The 12,040-nt window shown below is 62.8% G+C and carries 12 protein-coding genes; all 12 read left to right on the top strand.

Annotation, left to right across the window (positions count from 1 at the left end):
- Positions 1-12: 12 nt before the first annotated feature.
- The 12 genes from ACWJI3_RS04260 to ACWJI3_RS04205 all read left to right on the top strand — a co-directional run bounded on the left by ACWJI3_RS04260 (position 13) and on the right by ACWJI3_RS04205 (position 12,038).
- On the top strand, positions 13-1,269 hold the full coding sequence (locus tag ACWJI3_RS04260) for an O-antigen ligase domain-containing protein (protein WP_480202965.1): 1,257 nt from the start codon (positions 13-15) through the stop codon (positions 1,267-1,269).
- Between the two features lie 164 nt (positions 1,270-1,433).
- The gene (locus ACWJI3_RS04255; protein ID WP_480202964.1) at positions 1,434-2,714 is read left to right on the top strand and encodes a lipopolysaccharide biosynthesis protein; all 1,281 of its coding nucleotides are present in this window, start codon (positions 1,434-1,436) and stop codon (positions 2,712-2,714) included.
- 126 nt (positions 2,715-2,840) lie between these two features.
- On the top strand, positions 2,841-3,734 hold the full coding sequence (locus ACWJI3_RS04250; protein WP_480202963.1) for a glycosyltransferase family 2 protein: 894 nt from the start codon (positions 2,841-2,843) through the stop codon (positions 3,732-3,734).
- 41 nt (positions 3,735-3,775) lie between these two features.
- A complete protein-coding gene (locus tag ACWJI3_RS04245) occupies positions 3,776-4,753 on the top strand; it encodes a glycosyltransferase family 2 protein (protein ID WP_480202962.1) in 978 nt (325 codons plus the stop codon).
- A 40-nt stretch (positions 4,754-4,793) separates the two neighbouring features.
- Complete coding sequence (locus tag ACWJI3_RS04240; RefSeq protein WP_480202961.1) at positions 4,794-5,825, top strand: glycosyltransferase family 2 protein; 1,032 nt, start codon at positions 4,794-4,796, stop codon at positions 5,823-5,825.
- Positions 5,822-6,277, top strand: coding sequence for a PssD/Cps14F family polysaccharide biosynthesis glycosyltransferase (gene pssD / locus ACWJI3_RS04235; RefSeq protein ID WP_480202960.1), 456 nt, complete (start codon positions 5,822-5,824; stop codon positions 6,275-6,277). The genes ACWJI3_RS04240 and pssD overlap by 4 nt, the downstream gene beginning before the upstream one ends.
- Positions 6,274-6,753 (top strand): glycosyltransferase, encoded by a 480-nt coding sequence (locus ACWJI3_RS04230; RefSeq protein WP_480202959.1) that lies wholly within the window; start codon positions 6,274-6,276, stop codon positions 6,751-6,753. Before pssD ends, ACWJI3_RS04230 begins: the two co-directional genes overlap by 4 nt.
- Entirely contained in the window at positions 6,750-7,751 is a 1,002-nt protein-coding gene (locus tag ACWJI3_RS04225; RefSeq protein ID WP_480202958.1) for a sugar transferase, read from the top strand. Before ACWJI3_RS04230 ends, ACWJI3_RS04225 begins: the two co-directional genes overlap by 4 nt.
- The gene (locus ACWJI3_RS04220; RefSeq protein WP_480202957.1) at positions 7,748-8,245 is read left to right on the top strand and encodes an ATP-binding protein; all 498 of its coding nucleotides are present in this window, start codon (positions 7,748-7,750) and stop codon (positions 8,243-8,245) included. Before ACWJI3_RS04225 ends, ACWJI3_RS04220 begins: the two co-directional genes overlap by 4 nt.
- Positions 8,246-8,806: 561 nt before the next feature.
- Entirely contained in the window at positions 8,807-9,442 is a 636-nt protein-coding gene (locus ACWJI3_RS04215; RefSeq protein ID WP_480202956.1) for a L,D-transpeptidase, read from the top strand.
- 105 nt (positions 9,443-9,547) lie between these two features.
- Positions 9,548-11,092, top strand: coding sequence for a glycogen synthase GlgA (gene glgA / locus ACWJI3_RS04210; protein ID WP_094512881.1), 1,545 nt, complete (start codon positions 9,548-9,550; stop codon positions 11,090-11,092).
- A 67-nt stretch (positions 11,093-11,159) separates the two neighbouring features.
- Positions 11,160-12,038: a hypothetical protein gene (locus tag ACWJI3_RS04205; protein WP_480202955.1), complete on the top strand. Its 879-nt coding sequence runs from the start codon at positions 11,160-11,162 to the stop codon at positions 12,036-12,038.
- Positions 12,039-12,040 lie beyond the last annotated feature (2 nt).

Raw genomic sequence — 12,040 nt, 5'->3', positions numbered from 1 at the left:
TGGCCAGAGCGTTTGGTCTGGTGGTCGATTGTTTGCACCTACCCTATCTGGCTATTCGGTGGACTTTACGTTGTGGGGTCTATTCTCTGCTGGCTGCTTCTTGGTTGCCTATTGATCAAGATTCTGGCCCGAATGGATCACCCAGAGGAAAATGAAGAAATTTCTATATCACCCGTGATTTGGCTTTGGATCATCGGCATGATCATCATGGAAGTTGCCTTGATTGCAGGGCATGTGAACTTCAACCTCGGGACTGGAGCTATCATCAAGTCCACGATTGGTTGGGCCAAAGGGTGGGCCGCCCTAGCGCTCTATCCGTTAGCAGGAGCTTTGCCGATTCGGAGCAGCATCCTCACGCGTGCCATTTGCATCGTGGGCTTTCATACGCTCCTTATCATGCCGCTCCTTCTGCTAACCCCGCATCTGGGCCTGCCAGAAGTGCTCTATGTCTCGCCATTGAGAGCCGTGGGTGGTCCAGGAAATGAATTCTTTGATGTTCCACTCTACGAGATTGACGGTAGCACCGGTGACCTTCGCTGGCGGCTCTTCGCTCCATGGGGGCCTGCTCTTGGGTTTGTCGGCAATATCAACTTCATGATCTGTCTGCTGGAAAAAGATCGGAAATGGAAGGTTCTGGGCATCATTGGCTCGATCCTCATGTGCTTCGTCTGCAAGTCGCGTCTTGCCCAGCTCTGCATCATCCTGATTCCAGCCGTTACGGCAGTGGTATCAAGGCTGCGTCAACCATTCATGCTGATTTCTCTTGGCGTAGTTTCCTATCTTGGAGGCATCTTTGCTACGTCTATTCTTACCGCCATCAGTGACTACTGGGAAGGTTTCAAAGGCGCTCGGGCTGGCTCTACGCGCGTTCGCTTTGCCTTAAAGCGCATCGCCTTCCATCGCTGGGAGACAGAGGCTCCGATTTGGGGACATGGTGTCGTAGAGGGCGGCCCCCATCTGGTTGAGTACATGGCCATTGGTTCCCATCACACCTGGGCCGGAGTGCTTTTTGTGAAGGGTATTGTTGGCTTCGTCGCTCTGGCTGTTCCCATGTTGGTTACAGCGCTTGATCTATTGCGCCGTGCTGCCAGTCCCCGCTATCAACTTGGCTCAGCCGGCCTGGGAATCATTATTCTCTTGTTCATGTATACATTTGGCGAGAATCTGGAGATTCTAGTCTACCTCTTTTGGCCTGGAATGCTTATGATGGGAATGGCTCTACAGGAGAACAAAGGCCCGCTCCAGTCAGAAATTCTTCCCGTACTGTGATTCACACCCAATCCGCCAGCCGTGAGACACCTTGATGCCATGACGAGCATTCTGAAGACAACAGCATGGCCAATGTCGTTGCGGTCTCGACCGCTCTGCCTGTGGGGACACAGTCTGTGGACGTTGCTTTGCCTCTCGAGTCTTAACCGTGGGGTAGACCTTTGATGCGTCTGCTCAGCCAGCTGAAGAGTTTCATCCCGAAGGATCGATTCATCCGCAACATCGGCTGGATGGGTGTGGGGGAGGTGGGGATTCGCGTCTCGCGACTCGTGGCCACAGTGCTGTTGGCCAGGCTGCTGAGCCCAAGGGACTATGGCCTGGCCGCCATCGTGTTGACGTCCGGCGAGCTTGTCAAGGTCTTCACACGCAACGGCATCGGGGACAAGATCGTGCAGGCCGATGCGGAGGATGTCCAAGAGATCTGCCAGACGGCATGGAGCCTGAACTGGCTGATCGGCTTTAGCCTCTTTGTCGTGCAGATCATTGGTTCGTTTATCTTTGCCCGCGTTTACAGCGACAACGCACTGATCCTGCCAATCATTGTGGTGAGCTTCAGCTATCTGATCTACCCACTCGCCATGGTCCAGACGGCCTTGGTACGCAGGCAAAACAGGCTCAAGTTCTACAGCTTGACCAATCTCACGGCGGTCGTCACCGACAATCTGCTGACCGGGATCTTTGCGCTGTTTGGGATGGGCATGTGGGCGATTGTACTGCCCAAGTTGCTGGTGGCTCCGGTATGGGTCGCGATGATGCTGCGGTTTGAACCCTGGCGTCCCGTCATGACGTTCACCCTCAAACGTTGGAAATCCGTGCTGGGATTCGGCAGTCGCATCCTGGGTGTGGAGATGCTCAACACGTTCCGCGAGAATGTTGATTATCTTTTGATCGGTCGCTTCATCGGTGTCAAAGCACTAGGCGTGTACTACTTCGCCTTCAACGCTGGATTGGGCCTGAGCCTGAGTGTGATCAATGCCCTGTCCGTCTCCATCTACTCCGATTTCTGTGACGTCAGAAGCCAACCTGCCGAACTCAAGCAGCGCTTCAGCAAGAACCTGCTCACCATCACCAAGGTGATCGTGCCCGTTGTGGCGTTGCAATGCAGCCTGGCCCCTCTCTATGTACCGATCGTTTTTGGTCAGAAGTGGGTGACGGAGGGTGCCGTGCCGATCTTGATGCTGATCTGCCTGTCGGCCCTGTCCCGACCCTTCGCCAACGCCTCTTCGATGCTGTTCCGCGCCGTAGGCCTGCCCCAGGTGGATCTGCTCTGGAACCTGGCCTTCACGGTGGCCCTTACCGTCGCCATCCTGATCGGCACGTCCTGGGGATCCCTGGGTGTGGCCGTGTCCGTGGCAGCGGCCCATCTCACGCTTCAGCCGATCTACCTGATGATGGGGCAACGGCTGTTGCGAAGGATTCAGGTGGCCCAGCCGGCCAGCCTTTGACGCACCTTCACAGGCCTGAGGCCCAATCCCTTTCCCCATGGAGGCCGCTGCCAGCGCGGTTAGGGTGATGGAAATGTTTCCAGCCTCGCTGGCCCCGCCCCAGTCCCGGGTCACGTCGGTGGTGCCATGGGTGCCATCGGAGCAAGCCGTACCGTCCGCCCGCCCGATTCACGCGTGAAGATCTACGCCATCTGTCTGATCAAGAATGAGGGCGACGTCATTGCGGATTGTCTGATTCACGCGCTGACGTTCTGTGATCGCATCTTCGTTCTCGATAACGGCAGCACCGATGGAACCTGGGAAACCGTGAATGCCCTGGCACAGCACTATCCGACGATTGTGATCGAGGACCAGCTCCTGATCCCATTCCGCGATGGGATGCGCTCGATCGTCTACAACAAATACAACCACGAACTGGCTGATCAGGATTGGTGGCTACGGCTTGATGGGGATGAGTTCCTCGAAGGGGACCCCAGAGAGGTGCTGGCCACGGCCAACCGTGAGAAAGCCGATTTCGTGACGGCCTGGAATCTGCAGTTCTACTACACGGATGCCGATTACAAGAACTGGGCGGCTGAGAAGCTTGAACCCCACCGTCCCATCACCGAACGGCGCCTGTACTACTCGGCCAATTGGCGAGAGTACCGCTTCTTCCGCAACCAACCCCATCAGCCCTGGAACGAAGCGGTGGCCCCACAGTGGCCCAACGGACTCACCAAAGCCTGCTCGCAGCGTCTCTACAATCGCCACTACCCCTACCGCACGCCTGACCAGATCAAGGAGAAGCTTCAGGCCCGCTACGGCCACGAACAGTTTCGCCATATCGACTCCGTCGACTGGACATCCAAGTTGCTGCCTGCGCGCCAACTGAACCACTTCCAGGAGGGTCAGCCGCCCATCATCAACCAGTTCGATTACTACGCCAAACGCCTGCGGATGATCCGGATCACCCTGATGGGACGGATCAGGGCCGTCCTGCGTCGTCTTCTGGGTGGCCACCGCTCCAGCCATACGTCGTAGCCACCACGATGGAGAACCTTCATCACCACGGGACAGCTGCGGTGGTTCCAGACCCTGAACAACTGGACGAACCGGCCATTTCCGTGGTGGTACCGATCTACAACGCGGCGCCACACATCGAGCAAACCCTGCGCTCCGTGCAGAACCAGAGCCTGAGCAACTGGGAACTGATCGCTGTTGATGACGGATCCACTGACGACAGCCTCGCCATCGTGTCGCGCCTGGTTGGGGAGGATCCCCGAGTGCACCTGGTAAGCCAGCCCAACGCGGGAGTCTCGATCGCCCGCAATCGCGGGGTGGCCCTCAGCCGTGCGCCCCTGATCGCCTTTCTCGATGCCGATGACCTCTGGCATGCCGACAAACTGCGCCTGCATGTGGCCTACCACGCCAACCATCCTGATGTCGGCGTGAGTTTCGCCCGCATCGCGTTCCTGTCCCCTGGGGGAACGCCCACCGGCCTGCTGGCGGCCCTGCCCCGGGAATCGCATCGGCCGGTGGATTTTCTCTGTGAGAACCCCACCAACACCACGTCGAACTGGGTGCTGCGGCGGCAGGTGTTCGACGCAGTGGGCGGATTCGTCACCGACATGAGTTATTCGGAGGATCTGGAATGGCTGCTGCGGGTGGCCTGCGATGGCCGCTGGCAGATCGCCGGCTTGCCTCAGGTGCTCACCTACTACCGCACCTCGGCCGGTGGGCTCTCCTCCAGCCTGCAACGCATGGAACAGGGCTGGCTGCGGCTGATCAGCGAAGCCCGTGGCTATGCGCCCGAGCTGGTGGCGAACCACTTCGCCACGGCCCAGGCCATCCACCTGCGCTACCTGGCCCGGCGCTCCCTGCGCCTCGGAGGAGCCCCCGCCATCGGCACCGATTTCATGCTGCGCTCCCTGCGCTCGGATTGGCGGATCCTGCTGCGGGAGCCGCGCCGTACCGTGCTCACGGCCCTGGCCGTCTTCGCCCGACAGCTGCTGGCCCCCTTCCGCCGCCCGGGTGGCCGCCACGACGAGGCACGGCCATGATGACCTTCGCCAATGCCCCTCTGCCTGTGAGCGCACTGACATGAGCCAATCCCCCCTGGTCTCAGTGGTGATGCCGCTCTACAACTCCGCCGCCACGGTGAGGGAAAGCCTGGAATCCGTTCTCAGCCAGACCTACCCCAACCTGGAGATCCTGGTGGTGAACGACGGCTCCACCGATGACGGGGTGGCGATCTGCCAGGGGTATGGGGACGGGCGCGTTCGGGTGGTGCATCAGCAGAACCGGGGCCTGGCCGGGGCGCGGAACACAGGCATCCGGCAGGCCCAAGGGGAGTTCCTCGGATTTCTGGACAGCGACGATCTGTGGCTTCCCACCAAGGTGGAGCGGCATGTGGCCCATCTGCAAGCGCGGCCGGAGGTGGGTGTCAGCTTTTCCCGCTCCGGATTCATCGATGAGAGCTCCAGGCCGATCGGGATCTACCAGATGCCGAGGCTGCAGGACATCACGCCGGAGATCGTCTTCTGCCGCAATCCGATCGGCAATGGCTCAGCTGTGGTGATCCGCCGAGACGTCTTTGACGCCATTCGCTTTGAGGCGAATCTCTATGGCGAAGTGGAAGACTTCTTCTTTGACGACACCTTTCGACAGTCCGAAGACATTGAGTGCTGGCTGCGGATTGCGCTGCATACCCATTGGCGGATCGAGGGAATCCCCGAGGCACTGACGCTCTACCGCATCAGCGACGGCGGACTCTCGGCCAATCTGATGAAGCAGTACGCCTCCTGGGAGCGGGTTCTGCTCAAGACCCAAGCCACCCACCCCGATTTCGTCGCCCAATGGGGCTCCAGGGCCCGCGCCTATCAGCTGCGCTACCTGGCCCGCCGGGCCACCCGCCAGCGGGACGGCGCCCTGGCTGTGCGTCTGCTGCACCAATCCCTGGCCACCGACTGGAGGGTGCTGCTCGAGGAACCGCGACGTACCTTGATCACGCTGCTGGCCGCCTACCTGCTGCGGCTGTTGCCGGAGGCTCCCTATCGCTGGCTGGAGGGTCTGATGCTGGGCTCCACGGGGGCCAGTCAGCAGCGGCGCATGCGTGGGGAACTGAGCCGATGAAGATCCTGCTGGTCTGCTCTTCAGGGGGGCATTTCAAGGCGCTGCAGCAGCTGGCCGATTTCTGGGGGCGCCATCCCCATCTGTGGGTCACGTTTCGAACGCCCACGACGGAAACGGCCCTGGCCGATGAACAGGTGCTCTGGGCCCACAGCCCCACGAATCGCAACCTGCCGAATCTGCTGCGCAACCTGGGGCTGGCGATGCAGGTGATCCGCAGAGAGCAGCCAGACGTGATTCTTTCCACCGGCGCCGGTGTGGCTGTTCCCTTTCTTCTTCTCGGTAAGCTGTTTCGATGCAAGACCGTGTTCATCGAGTCCGTGACCCGCATTGAGACGCTCAGCCTGTCGGCGCGGCTGGTGCGACCCTTCCTGGACATCCTCTATGTGCACTGGCCCCAGCTGCAGCGTCGCTATCCCCGGGCCGAACTTGTCCAGGGCAAGCTCGAATCATGATTCTCGTCAGTGTCGGAACAGAGCAGTTCCCCTTCAATCGGCTGATGCAGTGGGTGGAGCTGCTGATCCAACAAGAGCTCATCGATGAAGAGATCGTCGTTCAATATGGCACCTGTACGTTTCTCCCCAGTGGCACCACCGTGTATCGGCTGTTGAAGGAGGAGTCGTTTCGGGCCCTCGTGCAGAGGGCCCGGGTGGTGATTGCCCACTGCGGAGAGGGCACGGTGCTGTTGCTCGATGAGATGCAGCAGCCTTTCATTCTTGTTCCCCGCAGTGTGCGTTACCAGGAGCATGTGGATGATCATCAGGTGGAACTCGCCCTGGCACTGACGGAAATGGGGGTGCCGATCGCCTGGAGCCCGGGCGATCTGGTTCGCTTTCTTCTGGCGCCTTTCAAGACCTCGATCAACGACGTGACCGATAGCTCCGCCCAGTCCCTGTGTCGCAGTCTGCAGAGCCACTTTTCTCCGGCATGACAGCTCACCCTTCTCCCAACGCGGCTGTGGTCAGAACCGTTCAGAACGGGGTGCTGATTCTCCAGCTGCCCCCACGGCTGACCGTCACTGAGGCCGTGGCTTTCCGCGCCGGTTTCTGCGGCTGGCTTGAGGAGGTGGAGGATCTGCGCGAAGTGATCCTGGATTTCGGCAGGACGGCCAGCATCGACAGCAGCGGCATCGGTGCCCTGGTCGGCGCCATCAAGGCCGTCCAGGAGCGGGCCGTTCCCCTCTGCGCCTGGAGCCTGCACCGGCAGGTGTTCCTTGCCCTGCAGTTGACGGGGCTGGAGACGCTGTTGCCGATGGCAGCCCATTCCGAGGGCCTGCTCCCCCAGCTCTCCCACGTTGAGGACCAGCGCCCCCCCCTCACCCACCCTTCGGTGCGCTCCGGGATCAAGCGGTTCATGGACATCTGTGGCGCACTCATCGGCCTGGGGATCACGGCGCTGCTGTTCCTGCCCCTGGCCGTGGCCATCCGCCTGGACAGCCCGGGGCCAATCCTGTTCAGTCAGGTGCGCTGCGGCTGGATGGGCCGTCATTTCCGCATCTGGAAGTTCCGCTCGATGGTGAGCGATGCCGAGACCCTCAAAGGTAGTGTGGCGAACCAGGCCCAGGGCGCTTTCTTCAAGAATGACAATGACCCCAGGATCACCAAAGTGGGCCGCATCCTGCGCAAGACCAGCCTCGATGAACTGCCCCAGTTCTGGAACGTGCTGATCGGCGACATGAGCCTGATCGGAACGCGGCCAGCCACCCCGGATGAGGTGCGTCGCTACGCCATTCCCAGCTGGCAGCGGTTTGATGTGCGCCCCGGGATGAGTGGGGAATGGCAGGTGAATGGCCGCTCTTCCATCCGTGATTTCGAAGATGTGATCAAGCTCGACCTCCGCTACCAGCAGAACTGGAGTCTGGGCTACGACCTCCGACTGATCGCCAGAACATTCCTTGTGCTGCTCAGCAAGGATTCGGGGGCGGCATGAGTCTGCCCATGGCGGCAGATTTCGTGCCGGATGGGCAGCCTGCGGTCAGCAGTGATCTCAATCAGCTTGAGCTTGTCCTCAGCTGGTTCGAGAGACTGGGCCACCCCGACGTGCCCGCCGATGTCTGGATGCAGGCCCAGCTGGCTCTTGTGGAAGGGTTCACCAACGCCGTGCGCCATGCCCATGCCCACCTGGTGTCGCCACCACAGGTGCAGCTCGCGCTGCAGCGGAGCAGCCGCCTTGTGCGCCTTCAGATTGTCGACCACGGCGAAGCCTTTGATCTGGCCTCGGCACTGGTCAGGGTGGAAGCCGAGATCGCCGCCAGTGGTTCGGACCCCCTGGCCAGGGAGGCCCATTGGGGGCTGGTGATGTTTCTGAAGCTTCAGAAGGAGTATGGCTGGACGATCAGCTACTGCAGGGAGGACGACGGCATCAATGTCCTGTGCCTGAGCCACGCCCTGACGGCGGAAGCAGGGGCCGGTGGGTCATGCTGAAGGACTCGGGATGGCATCGGGCAGGTTGAAAGATCGACCACCGCGTCCAGAGGTGAAGGTAGTAATTGGTTCCCTCCGGTCCCCGCCCCCAACCATTGGCCAGGTGCTGGCCCCAGATGATGCTGGTGGCTTCCAGTGATCTCCGGCTCTCCTTCGGAAGACTCCCCAGATCACCGCTGTAGAGAATCCTCCGGCCTCGGTAGTAAAAGGCGGTCTCCAGGGGGAGCTCTCTGAGCTTGTCATCCAACCTGAACCAGACTTTCTTACTCTTGTGCAGCAACCAGAAGCTCCTCGAGCAGGTGGCCGGCACTGTGTTGTCCTTGTAGCTGTAGAGAACTCCGGGGTGGTGCTCAGGGGAGCCGAGCGATGCAGCCGTGATCTCCAGACCCATGAACAGAGCGGCAGACGTCAGGGAAGCGATGCGATGCAACCGTCCTCACCGTTTGGATCGCCAGCGTCAACGTAGCTTGACCTTCTGCGTGGCCATCACTCCTGGAAGGCCCCGGGGCCCTTGCGCTGGCTAGCCTGCAGAGCCTGCCCACGCCGTCCGCCCTTCCGACCGTGGATCCGGACCGCCGCTCCGCCTCCCTGCCCCAGTCGCGCTGGCGGCCCGCCGCCGGGTTGCTGCTGGCCGCCGCCTTGCTGTTGCCGGCCATCTCGTTGCCGTCTCCGGCGGCTCTTGCGGCCCCGGCTGCGTCGAGCAGGGCCTCCTCCAGCCAAAGCCTGCTGGCGGGGGTGCCCGTGGCACTGGTGCAGCGGCCCGATCGCCATCTGGTGCTGCAACGCCGCCAGCGGCGCCTGCTGGTGCTGGAGGCGGGCGAGCTGATCCGCACCTATCCCGTGGCGGTGGGCATGCCGGGCTGGGAAACCCCGCTGGGTCGCTTCGAGGTGTTGAACATGCACAAGAATCCGGTGTGGGAGCACCCGGCCAAAGGCACCCGCATCGGCCCGGGGCCCGCTAACCCGCTCGGCAGCCGCTGGATCGGCTTCCAGAAAGATTGTGCGGGCCGCCGCGGCTTCAGCGGTGATCAGGTGCTGGATCTGCAGGGTTGTCTGATGACCGGCTTTCACGGCACCCCACACCGTTGGACCGTGGGCCGGGCCGTGTCCCACGGCTGCGTGCGCCTTCACGACGAAAGCGTGCAGGAGCTGTTCGAGCTGGTGGAGGTGGGCATCTCGGTCACGGTGCTGCCCTGAGCCCGATGCCCTCGGGGTCACACAGGCAGCCCCTTCAGGCAGCCCGATCAGCCAGACCCGTCAGGCAGCCCCCGTAGAGTTCGGCCCTGCCGACCGGATCTTCTGATGCGTGTGCTGTTCGCCGCCGCCGAATGTGCTCCGATGGTGAAGGTGGGCGGCATGGGGGATGTGGTGGGATCGCTTCCCCCGGCCCTTGCCGCACTCGGCCACGACGTGCGTCTGATTCTTCCTGGTTACGGCCGGCTCTGGAGCCAGCTGTCGATTCCCAGTGAGCCGATCTGGCGGGGCTGGGCGATGGGCACGGAGTTTGCGATCTATGCCACCACCCATCCCACCAATGGCCTGCCGCTGTATCTGGTGGGGCATCCGGTGTTCGACCCGGAGCGCATCTACGGCGGTGACGACGAGGACTGGCGGTTCACCTTTTTTGCCAACGCCATCTCCGAGTTCGCCTGGAACCACTGGAAGCCGGATGTGCTGCACTGCCACGACTGGCACACCGGCATGATTCCGGTGTGGATGCATCAGGACCCGGAGATCAGCACGGTCTTCACCATCCACAACCTGCGCTATCAGGGCCCCTGGCGCTGGAAGCTCGACCGCATGACCTGGTGCCCCTGGTACATGCAGGGGGATCACACGATGGCGGCGGCCCTGCTCTACGCCGATCGGGTGAATGCGGTGTCTCCCACCTACGCGATGGAGATCCGCACGCCCGAATATGGCGAGCGCCTCGATGGCCTGCTCAACTACATCAGCGGCAAGCTGCGCGGCATCCTCAACGGCATTGATATCGCCGACTGGAATCCCGCCACCGACAAGACCCTGCCTGCCACGTTCAGCGCCGACGACCTGGCACCGCGGGCGACCAACAAGCGGATGCTGCAGGAACGCATGGGCCTGCGGGTGGACCCTGACACCTACGTGATGGGCATGGTGAGCCGCTTGGTGGATCAGAAGGGGGTGGACCTGCTGCTGCAGGTGGCCGATCGCGTGCTCGCTTACACCGACAGCCAGATCGTGGTGCTGGGTACCGGTGATCGCAACTACGAGGCGGGGCTCTGGCAGATGGCCCTGGCCCATCCCGGCCGGTTCGCGGTGTTTCTCACCTACGACGACGCCCTCTCCCGCCTGATCTATGCCGGCGCCGATGCCTTCCTGATGCCCAGCCGCTTCGAGCCGTGCGGCATCAGCCAGCTGCTGGCGATGCGCTACGGCTGCATTCCGGTTGTGCGCAAGGTGGGCGGCCTGGTGGACACCGTGCCGGCCCACGTGCCAGCCACTCACACCGGCACCGGCTTCTGCTTCGATCGCTATGAAGCGATCGATTTCTACACGGCGATCGTGCGCTCGTGGGAGGCCTATCGGCACACCGCCAGCTGGCAGGAACTGCAGCAGCGCGCCATGCGCGCCGATCACAGCTGGACCCGCTCCGCCCTGGAATACGACGCGATGTACCGCGAAGTGAAGGGCGTCAAGGAGCCCTCGCCGAACCGCGAGGCTGTCGAGCAATTCTCGTTGGGTCAGGAGGCCGACCCGGCTCTCGCCGACGGTGCGGCCCTCCCGGAGCGTCCCCCGGTCGCGCCCCGGCCCACCCCGGTGGTGTCGCGCAACCCGTTCTCGGCCCTGCTGCGGCGCGGCAACAGCTGAGCGGGTAGAGCTGCCTTGATCCGTGCGGATCCGCCCTGATCCCACCGTCTGCTTCTGAACCTGGCCCATGACGGACCCGGACCCCGGCCGCTCCCAGCTCCCTGCGCTCTACACCAGCCCCTGGAGTGCCCTCGGCCGGGATCTGATCGCCGTGCTCGCCAGCCTGCGCCTGAAGGCGCAGGAACTGTGGCGTCGCAACCGCCAGGCCGATCTGATCGTGCCCGGCTTCTGGCCACGCGCGCTGGCGCCGCTGTTCTGGCCGCTGTTGCTCCTGCTGGCATTGCTGGGGCTGACGGGCGTTGTGGTGGGGCTTAGGGCGCTGGGGCCCCGTGCGGTTCCCCCTGCTGCCCCCGTAGCGGCCCCTTTGCAGCCGCCCATCACCCCCGCCGGCAGTCCCGGCCAGGCTCCCGGCCTCCCGCATTCCCCGGCCGCTGGCTCAACAGACTCCCCGAGCTCCCGGACCGTCGCCTCTGAGCCGGCAGGGGAGCGGCGGGGAGCGCGATCCCCTGCCACTCCTTCACCAGCCACACCCTCCACGAGAGCACGCTCCGCCGGCACCCCTTCGCCGTCGCGGCCGCCTTCTGCGCCGTCACCTGCGCCGTCATCTGCGCCGCCTGGGGCCGCCCCGCCTGATTCGGCCCTGAGCGAACCCTCCCCGCCGGCGATCGAACCGCTGCTGGAGCTGTTGGCCGACCTGGACCCGCAGCAACTGATCCGCGTTGCCCGCCCCCATCCCGACAGCGGCACCCTGGAACTGGAGCTGGACGCCAGGCTCGATCGGCTCAACGCTCAGGAGCGCCAGCAGCAGGCGAACCTCTGGCTGGAGCGGGCCCGCGCCCTTGGCTACGACAACCTGGAGCTCAGCGATGGCGACGGGCTGCTGCTGGGCCGGCCTGCCTGGGTGGGAGGGGGCATGATCCTTCTCGATCACCAGGCTGGGGGCTGAGC

This window comes from Marcopretia estuarina LEGE 06307 (genome assembly GCF_056633115.1).
The sequence above is the reverse complement of the archived record's forward strand: the minus strand, read 5'-3'. Positions and strand labels throughout refer to the sequence as shown.

Coding starts and splice junctions, on each gene's coding strand:
- ACWJI3_RS04250 (WP_480202963.1), top strand. CDS start 2,841: ATGGGTGCCATCGGAGCAAGCCGTACCGTCCGCCCGCCCGATTCACGC.
- glgA (WP_094512881.1), top strand. CDS start 9,548: ATGCGTGTGCTGTTCGCCGCCGCCGAATGTGCTCCGATGGTGAAGGTG.
- ACWJI3_RS04240 (WP_480202961.1), top strand. CDS start 4,794: ATGAGCCAATCCCCCCTGGTCTCAGTGGTGATGCCGCTCTACAACTCC.
- ACWJI3_RS04255 (WP_480202964.1), top strand. CDS start 1,434: ATGCGTCTGCTCAGCCAGCTGAAGAGTTTCATCCCGAAGGATCGATTC.
- ACWJI3_RS04225 (WP_480202958.1), top strand. CDS start 6,750: ATGACAGCTCACCCTTCTCCCAACGCGGCTGTGGTCAGAACCGTTCAG.
- pssD (WP_480202960.1), top strand. CDS start 5,822: ATGAAGATCCTGCTGGTCTGCTCTTCAGGGGGGCATTTCAAGGCGCTG.
- ACWJI3_RS04230 (WP_480202959.1), top strand. CDS start 6,274: ATGATTCTCGTCAGTGTCGGAACAGAGCAGTTCCCCTTCAATCGGCTG.
- ACWJI3_RS04205 (WP_480202955.1), top strand. CDS start 11,160: ATGACGGACCCGGACCCCGGCCGCTCCCAGCTCCCTGCGCTCTACACC.
- ACWJI3_RS04220 (WP_480202957.1), top strand. CDS start 7,748: ATGAGTCTGCCCATGGCGGCAGATTTCGTGCCGGATGGGCAGCCTGCG.